The sequence below is a fragment of the Sulfolobus sp. E5-1-F genome, assembly GCF_009601705.1.
GTDB lineage: Archaea > Thermoproteota > Thermoprotei_A > Sulfolobales > Sulfolobaceae > Saccharolobus.
Genome location: NZ_CP045687.1, coordinates 2,382,644 through 2,407,078, shown reverse-complemented (window position 1 = coordinate 2,407,078; position 24,435 = coordinate 2,382,644). Strand labels below are relative to the sequence as shown.

Below are 24,435 nucleotides of genomic sequence, written 5' to 3'. Positions count from 1 at the left end.
AAAATACAATTTGAATTTGATGCCTTTTAAATTAATCTCTCTTTATACCAAAAAATTAATAAATTGTAGTAAAAAATTGGGAACTTTCCTTTCACTTTTTAAAGTTTTCTATAATTAATAACCTTGTAGTATTACGTCTACATCTAGTATTTTTGGCTTTCCCACACCATTACTATTGTAAGATAACTTTTAATTTCCTAATGGAATATTACTAGTGAACTTAGTTGAAATATCTGAAAATTTTTGCAATATTATCAAATCTTGCTAATAATCTGGTAAATCCCTTCATATCATTTGTCTCAGCATACTTTGGAATGAATTCAGAGGAATTAGCCTTAATCACCTCAGCAACTAACGCAGTACCTAACATTTCACAATATTTCTTAAACTTCATCAAATCCAAAGCTAAACTCTTAATATTTATAGGCACAATAGTTAATGGTCTACTATGGGTAATAAGCGCGTTTATACCCTTTAACTTGACATTCCTTATTATTTATTTTATTATCACGATAAGTATTGGTATTACCAATTTTGGATGGAATTTGGTAATGGATAAAATAAGTAAGAATAATAGAGGATCTACATTATCCCTATACCTAGTTTATGGAACCATAGGCGCATTAGTAGCTACTTTAGTAACAGGTTTGGTTACTGGAAGTAATACAGAGTTAATAAGAGAGTTCTTCCTTGTCTCCGGGTTAATGCTGGTTGGTTCTGCTTACTTGTCTAGAAAAATAGAGACTGATACAATATACGAAGAAAAGAGAGTTAAAAGCACACCATTGTTAAGAAGATTTCTAACTACAGTATACCTTTTTAATCTAGTATTATCATTAGCGTGGCCAATCTTCCCGTTAGCCCAAGTGTATAAATTTCATATGAGTGATGAAAATATAGCAATATTGAGTGTGGAAACTGGAGTAACCACAATTATGTTTCAAAAACTTGTAGCTAAACTAACGGATACTAAGAGAAAATTAACGCTTTTCCTCGGGAGCGCACTTTATACTATCTATCCATTATCTTACGCCTTGTCTAATTCCATTTATATTATTTATTATATTGTAAACCTAGCCAGTGGATTTACCAATGCTGTTGGATCAGTAACTTACATTGCCTACATATTTGATAACTCAGATGATCAAACGATAAGAAAAAATTTGGCAGTTTATAATTTGACAGTAGGCTTTGGAGTAATGACTGGATCAATATTGGGAGGGGTAGCATATAATTATGTTTCACAGCTTTACAGTCCAATTTACTCAATAGATCTTATGCTTATCATATCCTCTATCCTAAGGTTCTCAGTATCTCCCTTGTTCTTAACGATAAAAGATACTCGCTCAAAGCTTAAATAATATTAATCATAAAGAAAACCATGTACCAGTTTCCAAAGAGCTTTAGGTTTGGTTGGTCTCAAGCTGGATTTCAATCAGAAATGGGATCCCCAGGGTCAGAAGATCCAAATACAGACTGGTATAAATGGGTTCACGATCCAGAAAATATCGCAGCGGGATTAGTGAGTGGAGATTTTCCTGAGAATGGGCCAGGATATTGGGGAAACTATAAGACATTCCATGACAATGCTCAAAAAATGGGATTAAAAATAGCTAGATTGAACGTAGAATGGTCTAGAATATTTCCCAATCCATTACCAAAACCACAAAACTTAGATGAATCAAAGCAAGATGTCATAGAGGTTGAGATTAACGAAAACGAGTTAAAAAGACTCGACGAATATGCTAACAAAAACGCGTTAAACCACTATAGGGAAATATTTAATGACCTTAAAAGTAGAGGACTTTACTTTATATTAAACATGTACCATTGGCCATTACCTCTATGGTTACATGACCCAATTAGAGTAAGAAGAGGAGATTTAACTGGTCCAACTGGTTGGCTAAGTACTAGGACAGTTTACGAGTTCGCCAGGTTCTCAGCCTATATAGCTTGGAAATTCGATGACTTGGTAGATGAATATTCGACAATGAATGAGCCAAACGTTGTTGGAGGTTTAGGATACGTTGGTGTTAAGTCCGGTTTTCCTCCAGGGTACCTAAGCTTTGAACTTTCCCGTAAGGCAATGTACAACATTATTCAAGCTCACGCAAGGGCATATGACGCAATAAAAAGTGTTACTAAAAAACCAGTTGGAATAATCTACGCAAATAGTTCATTCCAACCTTTAACTGAAAAAGATATGGAAGCTGTGGAAATGGCTGAATACGATAATAGATGGGGATTTTTTGATGCAATAATTAAGGGTGAAATCAACAGAGGAAATGAGAAGGTCGTAAGGGATGATCTAAAGAGTAGATTGGATTGGATTGGCGTCAATTATTACACTAGGACTGTAGTTAAGAAGACTGAAAAAGGATATGTTAGTCTAGGAGGTTACGGTCATGGGTGTGAGAGAAATTCTGTGAGCTTAGCGGGACTACCAACCAGTGATTTCGGCTGGGAGTTCTTCCCAGAAGGACTATACGATGTTCTGACAAAATACTGGAATAGATATCATCTCTATATGTATGTTACTGAAAACGGTATTGCAGATGATGCGGATTATCAAAGGCCCTATTACTTAGTATCTCATGTTTATCAAGTTCACAGAGCAATAAATAGTGGTGCCGATGTTAGAGGGTATTTACATTGGTCTTTGGCTGATAATTACGAATGGGCTTCAGGCTTCTCTATGAGATTTGGTTTGTTAAAAGTTGATTACAATACTAAAAGACTATACTGGAGACCTTCAGCCCTCGTATACAAGGAAATAGCCACAAATGGTGGAATAACTGATGAAATAGAACACTTAAACAGCGTACCTCCAGTAAAACCATTAAGGCATTAAACTTTCTCAAGTCTCACTACACCAAATGAGTTTTCTTTTAATCTTATCCTAATCTCATTTTCATTAGACTGTAATACTTTCATGTCTTGTACGTTACTTATTTTATACCTTTTGGGATCAATACTTAACGTTAGCCTAATTGGGAAGTCATTTAAATTTAATACAGTTACCACTCCATCCCTTTTAACTATTAAAGAAAATAAGAAGGGGTAAGTTGCAATAGCCTTTATACCTATGTGATCTCCGACAATGTCCCTAATGATCTGCCTTGCAATACCTGGATAGAATTCTGAAATCAGATACGGTAAGTAAGTGGTAAGCGATATAACATAAACTCTTCCGTTAGAATACGTATTCTGAAAGACTACTGGATAAAACTCCACACCATCATAAGCGTAAAGGATTGGTGATGCACCATTTAGGGAAAATATGGGCCCAACAGGGAAATTGGATTGCCTTTTGTAGTATGACCAATAGAATACTTTCCCATCCCTAGTTAATGCGTTAGCAATAACATTATCGTAAATCACGTTATTTACACCAAGAACCTTTAGTGCAACATCCCCTAGAATCTCAATAAGCTTTTTAGCTGCACTTGCCGTAAACATTAAGCTAACTCCCTTATTAAGTAAGTCCATAATGTCCAAATGGTAAATATCTGACTCAGTTATGAGCACTATATCACCTGGATTTACACTGCTAGAAACCTCTAACGGTATACCCATTATTCCCAAGTGATCTTCTACATATTTATCAACTCTTTGAGCCATGAAGTGTTGGAGCGGTATTCTCTTCAAACCCATAGAGCTGTATTCTCTAATGTTTCTCCTCCATTCTTGTACCTTTGCCTTATTTTCCTTAATACCCTCAAACAAATGCTTTCTCTCTGGATCTAAAATATCTCCCGCTGCAAACAGTGTAATTTCCTCCGTGAGACCAAACGCACTTAAGACAAATTGCTGGAAATATGTTTTAAAACTACCGTAATCACCACCTTCTCCACCTATAAATGTATCAAACCATACACCCTTTAATTTATCACCAACTATACCCTTAACGTAATCAACTATATATAGCGAACCATATCTTGCTGTATATTCCCTAGCCTCAGTTCCAACGTAAATGTTATCAAAGATTTCGGCTAGCTTATCTAATTTAAGCCCCCTATGATAGAAGTCCTCTCTCCACTCAGCAACCTTTAGAGTTATTCTAACTTTTCCATTGACCTTTTTAGCTGGCTCTACAACGTAATCTCTTGAGACGTTATAAACTAGAGACGAAGAGTACTCACACCATAAACGCGATATGACAGGATCCCTCAACATTTTAACCAATGTATCTTTAGTAAAATTTAACCCATACATTGAGTTAAACAACTTTACATCCTTTTCAGAATGGCACCAATTAGCCCAGAAGTCGTCAATTATTATCTCATCAAACACCTTAGCTTGCTCCTCAACTACGTTCTTCACCATCTCTCTATTTCTTTCATCTGCAATACACGCAACTTTAAAACCAAAATTTTCCATTTCACCCCATCCCTCACCCCATGTACCAATTGCCATCCCTCCAGCAACTTCGAACTCCCTCTCAAAAATCTCTTTAAACTTAGTCATTATGTTTACATCTAACACTTTCCCATCTCTATAATTTTCTAGATAGACTTTCTCTACTCCTAACTCTTTAAGTTCTTCAATAAGCTTCTTAGTTCTTTCCTCGTTTAGACTTCCCAAAGTTGGAGCCGTAACGTAAACCACTAATTTAAATTCCATCATCGTAATGACAAAAGAGTTATGAAATTAAAAATCCTAAGGTTTCTTCATCGTAATACTTTCCTTACCATCATACTCTACTTCAACGTCTGGCTTAGTGTAACCAATACCCTTACCCTCCCCAACCCAGATTATCTTAATTATTTTCTTACCCATTTCTAACTCTCCTCTTTTCTTTCCTATAATGAGCTCCTGCTTATTCTCATCCCAAGTAATTGGTATTATATAATACTTACCCTTTTCGTAATCATACGTAACCCCATCGTCGTCGTATAATTCGAAATAGCCGTCCTTATCTGGGAAAACCCTTAGCTCAATTACATCCCAATCCTCCTCAGCGTTATTTACGTTTTTTCCTAATAATGGTAAAATAGCACCACTTCTTACAAATAAGGGAATCGTATCTAACGTTATCTTTACGTTTACTGTCCTCCCTCCTTCAAACTTCTTACCTGTCCAGAAATCATACCAGTACTCGCTAGAGGGTAAGTAAACTTCTTTCTCCTTGATACTCGGCAAAGTAACTGGGGACACCATTATGTAGGGACCAAACATGTATTGATCATCAAGATCGTAAACGTTTTGATCATTCCTAAAATCCATAATTAATGGTCTCATAATTGTATATCCATTACCGTATGTCATCCACGCTAATGAATAAATATAAGGCAGTAATTTGTATCTCAACCTTATATACTTAAGGATAACGTCTTGATATTCACCCGGAAATCTCCAAGGCTCTTTAGGGAATATTGTGCCGTGAACTCTAAGGATAGGGCAGAATGTACTCCATTGGAACCACCTAACGAAAATCTCAGCATATGCCTTAGTTTCTGGATTTCCAGAGAAGAAACCACCGGTGTCAGTAGTCCAATAGGGTAAGCCAGAAATTGAAAAGTTAAGCCCAGCTGGTATTTGAGCTCTCAACGTAGCCCAATCACCCAATACATCACCAGACCAACTAATTGCAGAATGTCTCTGTTGACCGGCAAAGGCAGATCTAGTCAATATTACAACCCTTTTGTTGCTAATTCTCCTTTGTCCCTCATATACAGCCTTAGTTTCCATTAACGAATATGCGTTCACGTACTCATACCCTTTTCCAATTCCTAAGTCCGCATCATGAATTGGAGAAAAGAAGACTAAACCAAGACCGGTTTCGGGCTCTGAGGCATCAAGCCAATAAGCGTCTACCCCTATATCGTAAAATCTCTTAACGTAACTCCAAAAGAGCTCCCTACATTCATACTTAAAAGGATTAAATGCAGTAGTCCCTTGGATTATGCATCCTTTGCTCTCCATATCCTTGAAAACTTCGGTTTCCTTTCCAAATGTGGGCCATATTGATATTGCTAACTTGGCTTTCATTTCATGAATTCTTTCAACCATCTCATTAGGTTTTGGAAAGTCAGTCTCATCAAATTGGAAAGCGTTCCAACCATACTTTCCCCAATATCTCCAGTCTAACACTATTACATCTAGAGGTATCTCTTTTTCCCTAAACTCCTTAACTACACCTACTAACTCATCTTGCGATTTATATCTCTCTTTACTCTGCCAATATCCATATGCCCATTTAGATAAGAGAGGAGCATCTCCGGTCAACCTTCTATAACCTCTTATCACATCATCTATAGAATTACCGTAAATCACGTAATAATCTATCTTTTTACCGGCTTCAAACCAAACCTTCAATTTGTTCCTCTTAAGACTTATTGAAGCAAGGGAATAGTTATCCCACAGTATCCCATAACCTTTACTAGAAACTAAGAAAGGAATTCCAATGTCAGTGTTTCTCTGAGATAGTGTTATCGAAAGGCCATTATAGTCCAAACTATAGGCAGAAGATTGACCTAAACCATTTCCTCCTGCATGTTGCCCTAAACCATACAATCTTTCACCCTCACTCAACTCAAATTCTTGCATAACGTTGTAAGTGGACAACTCATCGTTAAACTTTAAATCCCTTCTCTTCTCTTTTACTACAATTTCCCCATTACTATTCCTTATTACTAACTCTTCATTAGAGGTGTTTATATCTATAGTGAGGGATTTACTCGAGAAAGAGAGTGTAGATGAGCTAATATTTTCACTTTTCAAACCTATCTTCTCTAAGTTAGGTAATACGACTAAACTACTATCTACAAAATCTTCCCTTCTATAATAATACAAAATTCTAACAATATTATCTGTGATAAATTCTATTTCTACATTTAAGTTGCCTACTTTTCTCATTATAGGGCTTCTTCATAAAACTATTATATAAGCTTTCTGCTACTCATTGCTTTGTGGGACTCTTCAGAATTATACAGAAATTCATGATTAATCTCATCAAAGATACTCTAGAGGAAATACGTTAGAGAGCAAATACAACCAAAAAGGTATCATTAGTACGAGTAAATGTTCTTCTTTTACATCTCCTAGCGCTGTCGCCAACGAGAATATAAATGAAGATAATCCTAACAGGTCTAGATTACTCCACAATATAGAAAGACTTTAACGAAAACGACGACAAACTATAAGGTATATCAACTGTTATTCACATTTTCCTTTTCTACGATAAACGGAAGATAATGTTGTATTGTATATTTATTATATATATTAATTATAATAACATTTTGAAAGTTTAGCCTTAAGATTTCTTAGTGGATGCAAATCTGGATGACGCTTTATTGCTAGAGAGAAGAGTGAAAATTACTGAAACGTTTGGAGAACTCAGTCCCAATGATTACCTTAAATCTAGTTGAGATAAGTAAAAATATCTAAAATTCAAAAATGTTAGGTCGGCTGTTTTAAGTAATTAATAAGTTTATATATTTTTGATGAAAAGGATTAACTACTTTTATCACTCCTTATTTCAAAATTATAGTTACCACCGCTAACCTCAACGATTACCCAATTAGACTCCTCCTTAATTGAGAGAATTCCCGGAGATTTCTCACTAATTTTAGGTAAGTGAATCTCAGCGAAGGAGGGGACTGTAGCTTTGAGTTTAAACACATTATTCCTAAACTCCCACTCTACAGAAACTAATCCCCTAATGCTTCTCACAGATGCCGAAGCATTGCTAAGCCTCTTAAATAACCTTGGCTTTATCAAAACTTTCTTAAATCCCGGTTCCAAGACTTCTAATCCTGCAACGTACTTATAAATCCAATGATCAACACTACCGAACATGTGATGATTATGAGAATTCATGTCCCTTCCAGTAAGCTTCTCCCACCTCTCCCAAAGTGTTGTAGCCCCCTCTTTAACTTTATGGGGGGTTAAGGGGGCGAAAGTCCCCTTCCGGATGGATAGCCACCTTATAGAAAGATTTTTATAGTTTTTGAAAAATACATGTAACTATGCGGTACAGATTGGACAGAAGTGCACATTCAGTTTACGTGCTTTACTACCACTATGTCCAAGTAGTGAAGTACCGCAGGAAAGTGTTCGACAATGAGGAGATCATAAATTTCTTGAAAGAAACAATTCTTGAAATAAGCAAAACATTCAAAGTTATAGACATTAGCGTTGACAAGGATCACTTCCACATGTTATTCAAGGCTAAACCAACCCTTAACATACCAAGGTACATAAACGCTATAAAGACAATAACCTCAAGGGAGATACAGAGAAAATTTCCACAAGTTAAGGAGAAGTTATGGAAAGGGCATCTATGGTCCCCATCCTACTTTTTAGCAACTAGCGGACAAGTTACGTTAGAGGTTCTGAAGAACTATGTGGAGAGCCAAGGAAAAGAGTGATGTAGTACAACTATCCTTCAAGTACAAGATTTACCCGTCTAAAGAAGTAGAGGAAAAACTCCTCAAGGTAATGCAAGTTGAAGCAAAAGTTTACAACGCGCTATTAGACGTTATTACGAAAGCGAGAAGAGAGGGAAAGAAGATAACCCCAAGTGACACCCAAGCAATGATCAAGGACTTGAAAGTTGAGGGAAAGGATCTAGTGTACTCAAAGGCTCTCCAAATGGTAAACAATGTATTATGGTATAATATTAGAGCACTTCACGAACTCAAGAAGAAAGGAAAGAAAGTCGGTAAGCTCAGATATAAGAAGATCCTCAAGTTCATAAACTACAACCAATCTGGCTTCAAGGTTGAGGGAGATAAGCTAATTCTCTCAAAGATAGGTTCCGTAAAGGTGCTCTTTCACAGACCTTTAGAAGGGAGAGTGAAGGGAGTGCTTATAGTGAAAAATGTTACTGGCTGGTATGCCATATTCCAGATTGAGGTTGAAAAGAAACCATTACCAAGTAACGGTAGGAGAGTAGGTGTTGACGTTGGTGTTGAGAAACTAGTTACAACATCAGATGGTATTGTTATAGAAAATCCAAAAGTGTTCGACAAGATCGAGAAGAAAATACGCCTCGTCCAACGAATATTATCTAGGAAAAAGAAAGGTTCTAAAAACTATGAAAAGACTAGGGTTAAGCTCGCAAAACTTCACGAACACGCCAAGAACTTTATGAACGATTACATACACAAGATAACCACATGGCTAGTGGAACAATATGACGAGATTTACGTTGAAGATCTGGAAACTAAACAAATGGTAGAGAGACCAAAAAGCAAGACCCTTAGGAAGCATATTCTTCACTCAAACTTCTCCCTCTTCCTTCATCACCTCTCCTACAAGGCTGAAAGAGCTGGTAGGAGGGTGGTGAAGGTAGACCCAAGGAACACGTCAAGGATGTGTGCGAGATGTGGTTATGTGAGAAACGACCTTACTCTTGCTGACAGAACATTTGTTTGCCCTAAGTGTGGTTGGGTGGCAGATCGTGATTATAATGCTTCTCTAAATATTCTTTGTGCGGGGTCGGGACTGCCCTTAGTGCCTGTGGACGGGAAACCTCTACTATACATTCCCTTCTCAGAGGGAGTGTATAGCAAGTTTCCCGGAAGAAGCAGGAAATCCTCATCGTGAGGTGGGGATGCTCCGTCCGCAAGGGCGGAGTAGTTCACTGGAGGACCTTGATATTTTATGATATTGTTATCAGATTGAACAATTCCGGAATCCCAAACATCACCAATATCTTTAGAAATACTATTTAAATTCCCTACTATAATTCTATAAGCCTTTTGTAAGTTACCTCTTTTTGCCGGTATTAATACCCAGGAGAATCTAGGCTTTTGTTCATCTAGTCCAATAGGATTTACCGTAAATTCTACTCTCAGATCTATTACTTCTGGCATCCAATAGGTGATTATTGCATCAAATTATTAAGGATTATTCCTAACTCTTGCGAATTGAAAGCTTATTATCTGACGATTTAAATGCGATAGATATTCATTGGAAAAAGTTTATTTTCTATATTTGTTATTAAAAGTTAAACATGTCTTAACATTAGTTGAAATCTAATAGGTTAACGTCTCGTTTTTATAAATCTCCTTATGTCTCAGCATGTGAAAAGCATTTTTCCACGATAATGAAGAACTAGTTATAGGATATGTTTTTAATACTCTAGCGAAAAAGAAGGAAATCAGAGGTGACTAAAATCAAAATCAAGGATATTAAGGTTAGGAGTATCGCTATCCCAATAAAGGGAAAGCTATTAAGAGTTGCCGGTGGACATCCTGGAAGAAACGTATTTACCTTAGTTGAAATAATCACGGATGAGGGAATTACGGGATATGGAGAAACGGGAGGCGGTGGATTCTCATTGGCTCCACTTATTGAAAAGCTGAAAGATCAAATAATCAATGAAGATGCGTTTAACATAAGAAGACTGAAGTGGAAAGTCGCTTCTCCAATAACTGCTACATATTATAATCAGCTATTACCACAAATATGGTTCCCTATAGAGACTGCACTACTTGATATAAAAGGTAAGGCTTTAGGAGTATCCATATCAAACCTCCTAGGAGGGCAACTAAAAGACAGTATAGAAATCTCAGCTTATGTTTTTCCAACAGAAGATACGGAAACAGTGGATGATCTAGTAAGAAGTGCCGAATTAGTAGTTAGAAAATATGGATTTACTTCAATAAAACTAAAGGCTGGGGTGTTTAAACCAGAGCATGAGATAGATGTAGTTAAGGTATTAGCTGAGAGATTTCCCCACGCCAGATTTAGAATAGACCCTAATGGTGGTTGGAATCTATCTCAAGCAATAAACGTAGCTAAAAGCCTAGAAGGGATAAAAATTGAGTATTTTGAGGATCCCGTTTGGACAATGGAGGGATTAAGGACGTTTAAACAAGCTACTGGATACGCTGTAGCCACTAATACGGTAGCAACTAGATTCGAAGATATACCTAACGTATTCCTTAGAGGTGCAGTAGATGTAGTATTAGGAGATCCACACTGGTGGTATGGGATTTACGGCTATCTTGAGCTCTCAGCCACGCTATGGAGTTTAGGTTTAGAATTAGGAATGCATAGCCCAAGCGAAACTGGGATAGCGTTAGCTGCAATGCTTCATTCAGCAGCGGTAGCTCAAAATCTTGGATATGCAATAGACACACATTACATATATTTAGAGGATGACATAATAAAGAGACCATTTAATATAGAGGGCGGAAGAATACAGGTACCAAACGAGCCTGGATTAGGAGTTGAAATTGATGAGAATAAAGTAGAAAAATATGAGGATTTCTATCGAGATACTGGGGACTATCCTTACCAAGGGCAAAAGGATATAGTAACAATACCTAAATTGAAGTTTAGAGGTTGTAAATGCCACGTCTAACTAGTTACTCAACAACGTTTTATAGCGAAGTTAAACATTATCAATTCAATGATAAGCTGTAAACAATATGATAGTGAAGTGAATGGCTTAAACCTAACTTTCAATGTGCCTGAAAATGGTAAAAAGGATAAATTTTTCATTATGTTTCATGGATTTACGGGGAGTAGATTTCAGCCACCGTATAATGAACTAGCATATACATTATGTGAAAAAAGTATAAACGTAATTAGAGTGGAATTTAGAGGTCACGATAAAAGTAAATTTCCTTTTGAAAATTTTAGAATTGAATACGCTTACGAAGATGCTGAAAACGTGATCAACCTAGTTAAGAGGGAGTACAATCCTAAACGAATTGGGCTTGTTGGGGTAAGCATGGGAGGGCATGTTGCGATTTACTCTGCTGCCAAATTCAGCGATATAAACGCATTAGTACTTTTAGCTCCAGCTATAAACTTTATAGAAGTCTTTAGAAATCCACCTAGAAAGGTTGAGAATTATTACCTTGTTGGGAGATATGGAAATTTAAAGCTTAAAGAAGAAGGATATTTGAGCGTGGCAAGGGCAAACGTAATGAATTTGGCTGAGAAAATTTTCTCTCCAACCTTGATAATTCATTGTAAAGATGACAGTGTAGTACCATACACGCAGTCTATTACGTTCTTTGAAAAAATAAAAGCAGAGAAAAAGAAACTTGTATTAATAGAAAAAGGAGATCATTTCTTTGAGCCGGATGAAGTGAAGAATAAAGTAATTGAAGAAGTGAACAGCTTTTTACCAGCTATTAATTTCTAGTTTTTTAATAAGCAGTAATAGTTATTAAAAAAAACTATTATTTTTCTTATTTCATCTTCTTCTTAGGCCTAGTATAACTGCGACTATTACTATAACTATTATAACAACAGCTATTATAGCGTACAATGCAGTATTGGATGACGAACTAACAGTAGTAGTTACAGTAGCTGTAGTAGTACTCACAGATGTGGAAACACTAGTAGTAGTTGAAACACTCGTAGTAGTTACAGTACTAGTTGTAGTAGACGTAGTAGTACTTGTAGTAGTAGACGTGCTTGTAGTAGTACTAGTTGTAGTTGTAGTTTGATATACGAATGGATCATTAGAGGTATACCAGCTTGAGGGAACCGTAATATTAAATTGACTTTCGTAATACCACCAAGGCTCTGGAACAGACTGATTAGTCAAATGTAAAGCTAAGATAACGGGTAGAGGTGGATTATACCATGGCGCTCCAATCCAATAGTTGTGTTGAGGAGTTACCCAACCGGAGATTGAACTATTAATATATTCGTAGTTAACCCATCCATTTATTAGTACAATTGCTGGCATATATTTCAACCAGAACATTCCGATCTCGTTTAAAAGTTTCTTGTACTCAGTCACATTAGTTATATTACCCATTGCATATTGATAAAGATTAATTATCGGTGGAGAGTTGGGAGATAGACGTAAAGATAGGTTTAATCTTCCCACATTATATGTTGTCCTATTGCCTATCGGAGTTATATTACCTGGCGTATTTACTGGATTGTAAAGAAAGGCCTGGAAGAACATTATCGGTGTAGGACCAGTTGATAGTAGATATATCCTCTCCATCCAGAAATTCCCAGTTTCTAAATCATTTACCGCAGTGGAAAATGGAGGAGTTACCACTTGAACGTTTATCCCTATCTGTTTCAATTGCTGAGCGTAGAGTGCTACTTCAGCATCCCATGTTGTTGATCCTGCAGGTGCTTCAATGGTCATTGTGGGAACTGGAGTTCCATTCGGTGCTATTAGTTGTCCATTAACTAGTTTATAACCATGTGATTCAAGTAGTTGAAGAGCTGCAGTTACATTACCTTGTGGAGGAGCTAGCTGTTGAGCAAGTTGTATTACAGTTGAGTTAAAAAATCCTAACTGACCTACCGAAACTGGCAAATCTATAGCTGGTGTAGTATAGTTATAGTACACTAGATAAGTTATAGCAGTTCTGTTAATTGCGAGGCTAATGGCTTGCCTCAAAATTGGATCAGATAGAGGCCATCGCATATCATTGAGATACAATACTCCTGGGGAGGTAACGTGTTGGAAAAAGTAGTGGTAGAACTGTGGATTCTTGGCCACAAAAACAGATTGAATATCTTGAATAGATATGCCAGCCCACTGTATCTTACCCAGTGCAAGATCAGTTGTAGCCTGGGTACCACTTGCATATGCTGGGAATAGTAAGTATTTTATTCTTGGTTCTCCTGGCATCCAGTAGTGTGGGTTAGCTACTAGTACTACTTGCTGTGGACTGTAACTATATAGCATATATGGTCCAGTACCTATAGGATCTGTAACTTGCCACGTATACGGATTTCCAGTCTTATTTAAACCTACGTAAGTTCCATTTGGTAATTGCTCAACCGGGAAGTACTTACCCCACTGCACTGGATCAACAATGAAATGCCCTAGGATTGTATATAGTATAACCGGAGTTGCCCTTTGATTAAATATTATTTCTAGTTCGTATGGGTTTATTATCGTCATATTTGCTATTTCATTTGCAGTGTAGCCTAGTTGTGGGTATGCTTGTTCTAGGGCGAACGTATACCATACAGCAGTTGCGTTGAATGGCGTACCATCTGTGAAGTAAACGTCATGCCTCAAGTACAATATTAATGCTAGTGTTTGCACTTTTCCGCTTGAAGTGTTAACATAACCAGTAGTCCACGTCCAATTAGTAGCCAACCATGGAATAATTTGCGAAGTACCGTAATCTATCAAGGCTAAGGGTTCATAAATGAACCATAAACCTGAGTATTGTGCAGTGGGAGAGTTCCATGGGTTAAAGTTATCTTGCCAAGTTCCAATAGTATTTGCGACTACAACTAAACTCCCTTCTGGTTGTACTGATGTTGGTTGTGAAGTTATAACGTTAAATGTTATTCCTAAACTTATTATTATTAAAATAGCAACTATTATTGATATTAATTTTCTTAAGGATACCATTATATCCTCAAACAACCATATACAATTTTAACATATTTAATTTTTACTAGTTACTTGTTAGATTATAATTTAAGTTTTAGATTCTAGATTAGTTTGGTAGTAAAAAACCTTGTAAGAGATATTTCGTAGACTACTTGTAACTTGCAGGCACTTAAAATGGAATGATCAAACTAATCTTCTATTGGAAAAAATGAAACGTTTTCTACTATACGTCATTTTCAGGAAACTACTAAACCTATATAGAATGTCCTCACATCCTTTTATATCAGAATCAGCCTATTTGGAATATAAGCCTTAATCTGATGATGCGTCATTAGTAATGGCCTTTTCTCCATTAAAATGTAAACTACACGGTTTGTTTGATACTGTTGATAATGGCTTACTTCTAACCTTAACTCCCTACTTACAACTAAGTGAGAACGTTTCCTTTCCACTTATTACAATCCCTTCCTCTTATTCGGCAGATAATACCAAGATGACTAATTATAAAACTTTTGTATAATATCGAAGTTACCAATAAAGCATAATATTTGATAATTTTTATACTGCATTGGAGAGAGGAGTATTAGGTGAATGGAGAAGATGTGTAAGTCTATTTCTGGCACTATTGACCTTCCTAATAATGAATGGATTTTCTATATACTGAATAGGCCATCCTCTATAAAAGAAAGTCCTTTATTAATTATGTTTCATGGATTTACAAGAAATCACATAGAAGCCGGTAGGCTCTTCACTGATCTAGTAATTAATTTATGCAACGCTGGGATCACAACTCACAGATTCGATTATAGAGGACATGGAGATAGTTATGGATTTTTCGATGAAGCGTTCTCGATCAAAAATGCATTAACCGATTCCGAATATATTGTAAACTAAGCAATTAAGATGGGATTTAATAATATTGCTTTTCTAGGATTCAGTTTAGGAGGTGAAATGGCTCTTTGGACATTTGAGAAATTTCGTAACATCGTAAAGGCTTTAGTGTTATTTGCACCAGGGTTATTTGCTGAGGGACCACGTAGTAATTGGATATCAAAGCAAGATGGATACAGATATTCACCTTTTGGTCCATTTAGATTAAAGGAAGAAGTCGCTAATGAAATGAAAGTCAACCTACTGCATATAGCTGATAAAATTGATGTTCCAATCCTTATTGTACATTCAAAAGATGATGAGGTATTAGATTTCAGGGTTTCAGTGGAATTTTACAATCGAGTAAAGTCTACGAATAAACAAATAATACTATTTGATAAGGGTGGTCATACATTTTACGATTATGAAGTTAGACAAAGATTATATAAAGAGGTAACGGAGTGGTTAGTTAAGAGATTAAAATAAAGATAAGACTTTCAACAGTGACGTCAACCTATTTCCTTTAGTATTTTAATTAAACCATTAAAGGACTCTTTAGTACTAGCCTCTGGATCATTTGAGGCATTTCTGTAGTGAGTTTCTAATGATATTACATATGGCTTACCCACTAGTGCTTTAAATTGTTTCTTATAGTCTATCATCCCTTTTCCCACTGGCATCCAAATGAAGTGTCCATCTTTAACCATAGCGTCTTTGATGTGTAGATGCATTATGTCCTCTTTTATTAATTCATATCCGTCTGGATAAGGTGTTTCTCTAGCGAAAAAGGCGTTTCCAGGGTCCCATAATACCTTTACCCATTTTGTGTTTATTTTATTTAAAAATGTTCTAAGTTCTTTACCAGTGCCCACAAGACAACTGTACTCGTTTTCGATCACTAATGTCATTCCTTCACTTTCAGCTATATCTATAGCACTGTTAAATTTCTCAGATAGTTTATCAATATAATATCTTAACTCTCCCTCATACCAAAATGTAAATATTCTCGTGTAAGTAATATCCAATTTCCTACTTAATTCTATTACTTTCCTTAAAATCTGTAAATGCTCTTTATAACTTTTCTCGTCGTTGATATATATCTTAAAGGTAGGCGAATCTAAATTCGATATAGTTAGTCCATATCTTTCAACAATCTTTCTCATTTCTGAGAATTCAGAATCTGAAAGTTGTGTTACATTCTTATTCCAAAGGTTTCTAACTTCAACATAATTCGCACCCAATTCTTTTACTACTTTTACTGCGTGCTCGAAATCTTGAGAGATCTCATCTGAGATAATTCCCAGTTTCCAATTCATATTATATGACGACATTTCAGAGTTTAAATTTTTTCAGTAATTATTTGCCTCGTGATATTGACGAATTTTTACAGAGAGTTAAGAGGTATCATAGGCAGAAATTGCACATCTTATTATTGAATGAAATTAAGATAATATAATATCATAGCAAAAATATTCCGTAGATCAATACAGCAGTAATTATTAAGGTACGCTAAACTAGGATTCTTCAATATTATAAAATAGTTTAAGAACATAGTTAATCTATTACACAGAGAAAGTCAAAATACCGAACTCATTCTATTATATAATCAAATGCACTTAACATGTTACGCATAAATATTAAATAAATCTGTTTAAATAATCACAAAATGAGGTAAGTAAGAGTGATAAGAAAGATAATTTCTACCATCCTGTCTATCTTAATGTTAATAAGTATAGGAGTATTTACAATTCCGATAATGGGACAACAAACATCAGTACAACCTGAAGGAAGTATGGTAATAGTAGCTGCTAATGGACCATGGCAAGATAACTTTAACCCATGGAGTGCCCCTAGTCCGACAGGCGTTGGATTATGGTATATTTATGAGCCATTAGCTCTAGTGAATTTCTTGAACGGTCAAATTATTCCATGGTTGGCTACTAATTGGACGTGGACTACTGGTTATGTTAACACTTCAAGCGGAAAAGTGCAAACACTAGCATTAATATTGTACTTGAGGCATGACGTTTACTTCACAGATGGTACGCCATTCAACGCAACTGCTGTATGGTATACGTTCGCCCTAGAACAAGCATACCCACAACTAGGCTACACTGCAAATGAAATAGCAAATATGACGATAATAAACCCATACGAACTAGAAATAATATTCAAACCAGGACAAACTGAGATGGATCTATATACTGTCTTGGAGCAATGGATCGTTGATCCAGTGCAGTGGGGTAAGTACTTCCCGGTTGAGCAATTACCAAATGGAACTTACGTAGGTTTAAATAAGACTGGAAATCCGTATACGTGGCAAGTTACAGATCCTATAGGTACTGGACCATATATGCTATATAGTTACAGTCCACAGCAAGTAGTACTAGTAGCTAACCCACACTACTGGATGCCAGGAGAACCAAGAATAAAATACTTACTATTCCCATCATACGCAGGCAATGTCCAAGAAAATTCTGCACTAAATAACGGGCAGATAACATGGGCCGGAGCATTTGAGCCTGGAATACAACAGAATTTCATAGCTAAAGATCCGGCTCATCGTTACTACTATTTTGCTCCAGGATATCCACAAATGGTTTTATTTAATGATATGAGGTGGCCTTTGACTGACCCAGTTTTGAGACAAGCAATATACATGGCTATCAATAGAACTGCTATCTCATATCTAGGGGAGTACGGGTACGAGCCTCCGACTTCTACTCCATTACCCTTACCAGAGCAAATGTTGAATGTTCTGAATTCCACTGTTTTACAAATGGCTGAGTCTATGGCGCCACCTCAAGGTAATGTAACTGCTGCTTTACAGCTACTTGAATCTCACGGGTACAAACTCGTTAATGGGCAATTGATAGCGCCAAATGGTACACCAGTACCAACCATGACGATCATGGCTCCAGCTGGATGGACAGACTGGGATGCAGACCTAGCAATAATAGCCCAAGACTTGAAACAAATAGGCATAACTGTACAAGTACAAACACCACCATTCTCCACATGGTACAACTACATGCAAACTGGAAACTACTGGATGGGAATGATATGGAATTTAATTCAAGGGCCTGCTCCAATATTCTATTTTGAGGGGTATTTGTGGAATTGGTGGAATTCCCCGGGTAACGTTACGCCAATAGGAAATACAACTTACTACAACATGGAGAGGTTTAACTTAACAACCAGACTAGCACCTTCTTCACCACCAGCAAACATGTTAGTATATTACGCATGGGGCAACTTGACCAACCCAGAAGTAGAGAACAAACTAATAAACGACATGGCATTATTATGGCTAAAATACATGCCAGCATTCGGCGTAGTGTATAATGCGTTATGGTATGAGTATGTTAATAATACTGTTACTGGCTGGCCAACTGCGCAAAACTATTACTGGCCAGCTCCACCGTGGGTTAGCACAGGGACAACCACTCTACCCGTTATCTTAGCTTTGCATTTGGTTAATCAGTCTGTTCCAGAGCCTTGGTGGTATTACACTTCACAAGTTCCCTCAAGCTGGTATACCTCTAATGATCCATTCGTATATCAAACTACAACTACAACTAGTACTACTACAAGCACGTCTACTACTACAAGTACTACTACGTCTACTACAACTAGTACTGTAACTACTACGAGTGTTTCAACTACTACTAGTGTTTCCACATCTGTGAGTACTACTACAGCTACTGTAACTACTACTGTTAGTTCGTCATCCAATACTGCATTGTACGCTATAATAGCTGTTGTTATAATAGTTATAGTAATAGTCGCAGTTATACTAGGCCTAAGAAGAAGATGAAATAAGAAAAATAATTTTCTTTTTCCTGCATTTCTTAAATTTTCTCTATTTGTACATTTGATAGAAATATTCTTCTCTCTATAATAGGTTTGGTCTCCTTTACTCTGAACATATCCTTAAGAATTATGTTTTCAGAAGAGTTCCCTATTAGTATCTGATACTCACCTTTCTCTACTACTAGTCGCATAAAGTTATCGTAAAACGCTAATGCTTCCATGGGCAGTGTGAATTTCACTCTTCCCTTTTCACCAGGTTTAAGATGAACTTTAGCAAATCCTTTTAATTCCTTAATTGGTCTAGCAACACTGGAAAAGGTTTTTGAAATATATAATTGAACAACCTCATCTCCTTCCATTTTTCCCACATTTTTAACGTTTAATGAAATGGTAATATAACCAGAAGGTCCAACTTCTTTTGGCGTTACTTCTAGGTCAGAGTATTCAAATTGAGTATAACTTAAACCATATCCAAATGGAAACAACGGAGATGAACGAAGCTTAACATAAGGCCTAAATGAAGATGGTTTCCTACTATAATATAATGGTATTTGTCCAGTATCCATTGGGAATGTGATTGGTAATCGTCCACTAGGATTATACTCTCCAAATAATACGTCAGCTATGGCATTTCCCCCTTCTTCTCCTGGGAACCATGCCTCAATTACGGCTTTTACGTAATTAATTATCGGTGAAAGAACTATAGGCCTACCATTAATTAAAACTAATACTATCGGTTTTCCGGTTTTGTATAATTCCTTGATTAACTCCTCTTGAACTCCCGGTAATCTTAGACTAGTCCTATCGTTACCTTCTCCAGTAACTGCTTGATATTTATTAAACTCCTCTTCAGAAGGAACGTCTGTCCACGATATTGGAAGTCCCGATTTCTCACCCATTACAGCTATTATTACGTCAGCCTCCTTTGCTATCTTTATCGCCTCTTCAAATCCCTCTTTCGACTCACCTGCAATATCGCACCCTTTCGCGTAGAGTACTCTTCCTTCTCCAACCTTTTTAACTATCCCCTTGAGAACGGTTACTATCTCTATCCCACTATCTATATTTAAATGTCCAGTATAGGTATAATCTCCTAACATGTTTCTCGGATCATTGGCATTTGGTCCTATTACTGCAATTTTATTAATATTCTTACTTAAAGGTAATATATTATTCTCGTTTTTAAGAAGAACTATTGACTCTCTAGCTGCCTTTAGGGCTAATTCTCTAGATTTATGATCGTCCAACATTTCCGGAACTGAACTCTCATCAACAAATGGATTGCCTAAAAGGCCGAGTCTTTCTTTAATTCGCAAAACTCTCTCCGTAGCCCTATCTATTAGAGACTCTGGGACTAAACCCTCCTTTACAGCATTAATTAACGGTTCACCATAACAATCTATTGTAGGAAACTCTATGTCCACTCCAGATTCAAGAGCTAAAATAGCGGCTTCCATTTTATTTGACGCAATCTTATGTATTGTTTCTAATTGTCTAATACCATCGTAGTCAGAAACTACTATTCCATCAAATCCCCACTCTTGTCTTAAAATATTTGTCAATAATTGAGGATTAGCATGACATGGAATTCCATCAATTTCATGATACGCAGGCATAATTGACATTACTTTTCCCGTCTTTACGGCAACTTCAAACGGGAAGAGGAACGTTTCTCTCAGTTCTCTATTTCCCACATGTACTTGTGCAATATTTCTTCCACCCTCTGGAAAACCGTGAGCAGCGAAATGTTTTGCAGTTGCTACCAATTGATTTTCGCCTTGCAATCCAGTAATGTAAGCTAATCCCATTGAAGCTACTAGATATTGGTCTTCCCCGTAAGTCTCTTCGCATCTCCCCCATCTCGGGTCTCTGCAAACATCTAGTACTGGAGAAAGACAATGATTAACCCCAAGTAGTCTTGCTTGAGATCTTATAACTGATGCTACACTATTAACTAATTCTGTATTCCACGTACTAGCTAGACCAATAGCTTGAGGGAAGGCCGTAGCAGAGTATCCCATAAGACCAGATAAGCATTCCTCATGGATTATTGCCGGAATTTTTAACCTTGTATTTTCTACCAAGAATTTTTGAATTTTGTTAATAATTTTAGCTATTTCTTTTGGCTTTAGTCCTAATCTACTTCCAGCTACTCTAGTAATCTGTCCTATCCCTAGCTTTAGATATTTTCTTGCTTTTTCCTCAGAGAATTCCTTTCCCTCTAGGAGAGCATCAACTGGTATAGCTTGGAGCTGAGCTATTTTTTCTTCTAGACTCATCTGCTTTAGAAGACTCCTTGTGTCAGCCACGATAATAAAATAACTCTATTGCATTTAAGAGTTTAGGTTTACATGTTATTATATCTTACATTAATTTAAGCTAGTTATACAGTAGATTCCTTAGATATGAGAGATATTTAGGTAGTATATTATCAGCATTTTCTAATTCCGGATGCCAAATCTTTTCCCACTCAACTGAAATGTAATATTTATAACCAATTCTCTTTAAGTCATTAATTATTTTCTCTAAGGGAACTATACCTTTTCCTGGTTCGACAAATACTCTCTTTTTATCCTTTATTATGAAATCCTTAACGTGAACTTGATATATTCTTTTAACTACTAAAGGGAAAACATCATCATGAGAATCACCCGCAAAAATAACGTTAGCTGGGTCATAGACAAATCCTATGTCCTCCTCATCAAGCTCGCCTAACAGTTTAACTATGTTATCTTTTTTCGCTAAACTATCATGAGTTTCTATGAGAATTTTAACTGAATAGTCTTGGGCAACTCTATTCATCCTCTTTAGCGATTGAACTATTCTGTGAATCACTCCTTCATCACTAAATTCCCCACCATAAACTCTCACTCCCAGAGCATTTAGAGTGTTAGCCATTTTTATCAATGTCTCCAATACTTTTTCGTTCTTTTTTCTTTCAGTTTCGTCTGGAGATGAAAACCTAGCATAACCTGCTAAATCAGATATTCTTATCGATGAAAGGATTGCTAACTCTTCCTTATTTATTGGGAATTCTGGCTTCAAATGTTTACCATCATCTGCAACCCTTAATTCCAATCCGTCAAACCCAAACTTACTTACTCTCTCTACAACGTCTTCTAAGCTTAACTCTGGATACGCAAGACTAGAAAATACAACTTTCATAGGAATAAGTTAGCAACATATTTTATAAATTTTGAACGAATAGAGATAGTATGGACGGAGTTTTCTTAACTAATGTAACACCTTTCACTAAGACATTGGAGTTAGACTTAGAAGGATTGAAGAGGATTGTGGAGTTCGCTGAGAGTTCTGGGTATAAAAATATTGTTCCTCTAGGTACTGCTGGTGAATTCTCCTCTCTTACCTTTGAGGAGAAAGTTAGAGTAGTTGATGTTGTGAGAAAATCATTAAATAAGGGTGAAATTATAGCTGGTGCATCATCTACTTCATTTTTAGAAACAAGTGAGCTATGTAAGAGATATAAGGAGATAGGTGTCGATAAAATAATGATCTTACCCCCTTACTATTTAAAGGGTAATGAAAAGGGGATGTTGGATTACTTCGTTAAAGTCTCTGAATCATGTGACTCAACAATTGTAATATACAACAATCCATCATCAACTGGAGTAGATCTTTCCCCACAACTAATAAAGAGGCTAAGCGATATAATACCTAGTTTTAAGTTGCTGAAGGAGGCTAGGTATAACGTAGTAGAATTTAAGGAGGTAGTGAGGCTAGTAGGGGAGAAGATAGAGGTAATAGATGGTTTGGAAGAGAGGGCTTTATTAGGTCTCGTTTTAGGAGCAAAAGGATTTACAACCTCAATGGGTTCATTTTCCTCTTTACCCCTTAGGATTTATGAGAGTTACGTAAAAGTGAGAAATGTTGATACTGCCATAAGGCTATATGATCTACTCTTAGAGTATAGGTCATTTATAAAATTCCCCTTAACAATGTCACATTTAGCTAAACTAGGAGCATGGCTACGGGGTTTAATCTCAAGCTATGCTGTAAGACCCCCATTACCAGCTTTAGATGATGTAGTAAGTGAAGATGTTAAGAGAAAAATGATAGAGAAAATAAACCAGATAATAAATCTTGAAAAAATACCATAAAAAGCTAAGTAACTTTCGCATACATTATTTGATAGTTAGAAAGTTTTTCCCAATTAAATTCTATACCATGTCCGGGCTTATTTGGTGGTATAGCATAACCCTCTTCGAAGGTAAGTGATGACTTTAACACACCGCTATCATGTAAATTACTACCGGGTAGATGTTCTAGAAATAATCCGTTTTTTATGGCTGATAATACTTGTACAGATATTTCTTCGCCAAAGTGGGGAGCCATTGGTAATCCTAAAGAATCTGCTAATTGAGCGTATTTCATCCACTCTGTTATACCTCCGCTTCTTAACACGTCTAATTGTACAATATCTACACATTTCTCTAATATCAGCATGGTTTGTTCAAATTTGTTGTAAAGACTTTCTCCTGCAGCAATCGGAATTTCTAACTTCTCTCTTAATAGTTTGTATTGGTCTAGTAGATCTGCTTCTATAGGCTCTTCTAACCAGTAAACTCCTAAATCATACAAAATCTTGCCTCTTTTTACAGTATCTTGAAAATTCCAACCTCTATTTACATCAACCATTAATGGATAATTTCCTATAACCTCCTTCACTGCTTTAACTCGCTCAATATCTTCTTCAAAGTTTGGCTTTCCTATTTTTATTTTAAATGCCTTAAATCCCAAGTCCTTATACTTCCTTATGTCATTAACTAAATCTTGCAAGGAGAAATTCAAATCTATCCCGCTCCTATAAGCTTTGACTTTAGGGGATTTAGACCCACCTAACATCTCATATAGCGGTAAGTCGCTTTGTTTAGCTAATGCATCCCATAGTGCAATATCTATAGTAGCGTAAGCTAATCTGCTTAACCCCTCCAACCCATAAGAATACGAAAGTGACCAAACCTTTTTATTAAGTGTTAAAGGGTCTAAGTCATCTTCAGATAGTAATTCTTTAGCCCAATAGTCTACTAAGAGATGGAAAATTGCACTTCCTCCCTTACCTTGAGTATAAGTCCAGCCGATTCCCTCTATATTATTGGAGAATTTAATTCTAACTATTATCCATTCGTAAGCGGTGAACCTCGCGATCGCATTCTCTTGTGCATGCCTTGAAGGGATTTTATATAGTCCTACCTCTATAGTTGTTGCTTTCATAATACTCAACTGGTCTTAAAGAATAAAAATATATATCCCGTGTCAAATTTCGCACACAGTTAAAACTTAAATTAAGAAGTTAAGATGAGGGTATATGTCCTCTTGTAGAGAAATGTGTTACTCTAGAACACCTAAAAAGGATAATAGTTAAAACACCGTTATATAAGAATAATGAAAAATTGTAAACGAATTTTGAGGCAAGTATAGTTGAGTATGAAGATAAAATTGAA

At 36.3% G+C, this 24,435-nt stretch carries 18 protein-coding genes and 1 pseudogene; 10 read left to right on the top strand and 9 right to left on the bottom strand.

Annotated elements, in window-relative coordinates; all coding sequences use genetic code 11:
• Positions 1 to 224: 224 nt before the first annotated feature.
• Together GFS03_RS12590 and bgaS are read left to right on the top strand one after the other, a co-directional pair.
• Positions 225 to 1,361, top strand: a complete 1,137-nt coding sequence (locus tag GFS03_RS12590) for an MFS transporter (protein WP_153424406.1) — start codon at positions 225 to 227, stop codon at positions 1,359 to 1,361.
• A 20-nt stretch (positions 1,362 to 1,381) separates the two neighbouring features.
• Complete coding sequence (bgaS, locus tag GFS03_RS12585) at positions 1,382 to 2,851, top strand: beta-galactosidase BgaS (RefSeq protein WP_153424405.1); 1,470 nt, start codon at positions 1,382 to 1,384, stop codon at positions 2,849 to 2,851.
• Here the strand turns inward: bgaS and GFS03_RS12580 are convergent.
• From GFS03_RS12580 to GFS03_RS12570, 3 genes and pseudogenes are all read right to left on the bottom strand, one after another.
• Positions 2,848 to 4,626 (bottom strand): hypothetical protein, encoded by a 1,779-nt coding sequence (locus GFS03_RS12580; protein WP_153424404.1) that lies wholly within the window; start codon positions 4,624 to 4,626, stop codon positions 2,848 to 2,850. The two genes, bgaS and GFS03_RS12580, sit on opposite strands and share 4 nt — an antisense overlap.
• A 33-nt stretch (positions 4,627 to 4,659) precedes the next feature.
• Positions 4,660 to 6,858: a glycoside hydrolase family 31 protein gene (locus GFS03_RS12575; RefSeq protein WP_153424403.1), complete on the bottom strand. Its 2,199-nt coding sequence runs from the start codon at positions 6,856 to 6,858 to the stop codon at positions 4,660 to 4,662.
• Positions 6,859 to 7,455: 597 nt separating this feature from the next.
• Positions 7,456 to 7,878: pseudogene (locus GFS03_RS12570) on the bottom strand (alpha-L-rhamnosidase C-terminal domain-containing protein); the annotation flags it as partial.
• 92 nt (positions 7,879 to 7,970) lie between these two features.
• Here GFS03_RS12570 and tnpA point away from each other — a divergent pair.
• The 4 genes from tnpA to GFS03_RS12550 all read left to right on the top strand — a co-directional run bounded on the left by tnpA (position 7,971) and on the right by GFS03_RS12550 (position 12,109).
• On the top strand, positions 7,971 to 8,372 hold the full coding sequence (tnpA, locus tag GFS03_RS12565) for an IS200/IS605 family transposase (RefSeq protein ID WP_153424401.1): 402 nt from the start codon (positions 7,971 to 7,973) through the stop codon (positions 8,370 to 8,372).
• On the top strand, positions 8,347 to 9,552 hold the full coding sequence (locus tag GFS03_RS12560) for an RNA-guided endonuclease InsQ/TnpB family protein (protein WP_153424400.1): 1,206 nt from the start codon (positions 8,347 to 8,349) through the stop codon (positions 9,550 to 9,552). The genes tnpA and GFS03_RS12560 overlap by 26 nt, the downstream gene beginning before the upstream one ends.
• A gap of 562 nt (positions 9,553 to 10,114) precedes the next feature.
• On the top strand, positions 10,115 to 11,317 hold the full coding sequence (locus GFS03_RS12555; protein WP_153424399.1) for an enolase C-terminal domain-like protein: 1,203 nt from the start codon (positions 10,115 to 10,117) through the stop codon (positions 11,315 to 11,317).
• A gap of 48 nt (positions 11,318 to 11,365) precedes the next feature.
• Positions 11,366 to 12,109, top strand: coding sequence for an alpha/beta hydrolase (locus GFS03_RS12550; RefSeq protein ID WP_153424398.1), 744 nt, complete (start codon positions 11,366 to 11,368; stop codon positions 12,107 to 12,109).
• 51 nt (positions 12,110 to 12,160) lie between these two features.
• On the opposite strand, the gene GFS03_RS12545 is transcribed toward GFS03_RS12550, so the two are convergent.
• Positions 12,161 to 14,308, bottom strand: coding sequence for an ABC transporter substrate-binding protein (locus GFS03_RS12545; RefSeq protein WP_153424397.1), 2,148 nt, complete (start codon positions 14,306 to 14,308; stop codon positions 12,161 to 12,163).
• Positions 14,309 to 14,568: 260 nt separating this feature from the next.
• On the bottom strand, positions 14,569 to 14,742 hold the full coding sequence (locus GFS03_RS12540) for a hypothetical protein (RefSeq protein ID WP_153424396.1): 174 nt from the start codon (positions 14,740 to 14,742) through the stop codon (positions 14,569 to 14,571).
• A gap of 139 nt (positions 14,743 to 14,881) precedes the next feature.
• Between GFS03_RS12540 and GFS03_RS12535 the strand changes: the two genes are divergently transcribed.
• Positions 14,882 to 15,184, top strand: coding sequence for a hypothetical protein (locus GFS03_RS12535; RefSeq protein ID WP_153424395.1), 303 nt, complete (start codon positions 14,882 to 14,884; stop codon positions 15,182 to 15,184).
• Positions 15,185 to 15,193: 9 nt separating this feature from the next.
• Positions 15,194 to 15,646: an alpha/beta hydrolase family protein gene (locus GFS03_RS12530; protein ID WP_153424394.1), complete on the top strand. Its 453-nt coding sequence runs from the start codon at positions 15,194 to 15,196 to the stop codon at positions 15,644 to 15,646.
• Between the two features lie 23 nt (positions 15,647 to 15,669).
• Here the strand turns inward: GFS03_RS12530 and GFS03_RS12525 are convergent, their stop codons facing one another.
• Positions 15,670 to 16,476 (bottom strand): sugar phosphate isomerase/epimerase family protein, encoded by an 807-nt coding sequence (locus GFS03_RS12525; RefSeq protein WP_153424393.1) that lies wholly within the window; start codon positions 16,474 to 16,476, stop codon positions 15,670 to 15,672.
• A 404-nt stretch (positions 16,477 to 16,880) separates the two neighbouring features.
• On the opposite strand from GFS03_RS12525, the gene GFS03_RS12520 reads away from it, so the two are divergent.
• Entirely contained in the window at positions 16,881 to 18,977 is a 2,097-nt protein-coding gene (locus tag GFS03_RS12520; protein WP_153424600.1) for an ABC transporter substrate-binding protein, read from the top strand.
• A gap of 34 nt (positions 18,978 to 19,011) precedes the next feature.
• Here GFS03_RS12520 and GFS03_RS12515 read toward each other — a convergent pair whose 3' ends face one another.
• Together GFS03_RS12515 and GFS03_RS12510 are read right to left on the bottom strand one after the other, a co-directional pair.
• The gene (locus tag GFS03_RS12515) at positions 19,012 to 21,282 is read right to left on the bottom strand and encodes a glycoside hydrolase family 3 N-terminal domain-containing protein (protein WP_153424392.1); all 2,271 of its coding nucleotides are present in this window, start codon (positions 21,280 to 21,282) and stop codon (positions 19,012 to 19,014) included.
• Between the two features lie 70 nt (positions 21,283 to 21,352).
• Positions 21,353 to 22,138 carry a sugar phosphate isomerase/epimerase family protein gene (locus GFS03_RS12510; RefSeq protein ID WP_153424391.1) on the bottom strand — a complete coding sequence of 262 codons (786 nt, stop codon included), beginning with the start codon at positions 22,136 to 22,138 and terminating at the stop codon, positions 21,353 to 21,355.
• Positions 22,139 to 22,188: 50 nt separating this feature from the next.
• Between GFS03_RS12510 and GFS03_RS12505 the strand changes: the two genes are divergently transcribed.
• A complete protein-coding gene (locus GFS03_RS12505) occupies positions 22,189 to 23,091 on the top strand; it encodes a dihydrodipicolinate synthase family protein (RefSeq protein ID WP_153424390.1) in 903 nt (300 codons plus the stop codon).
• Between the two features lie 4 nt (positions 23,092 to 23,095).
• Here the strand turns inward: GFS03_RS12505 and GFS03_RS12500 are convergent, their stop codons facing one another.
• A complete protein-coding gene (locus GFS03_RS12500) occupies positions 23,096 to 24,205 on the bottom strand; it encodes a mandelate racemase/muconate lactonizing enzyme family protein (protein WP_153424389.1) in 1,110 nt (369 codons plus the stop codon).
• Positions 24,206 to 24,435 lie beyond the last annotated feature (230 nt).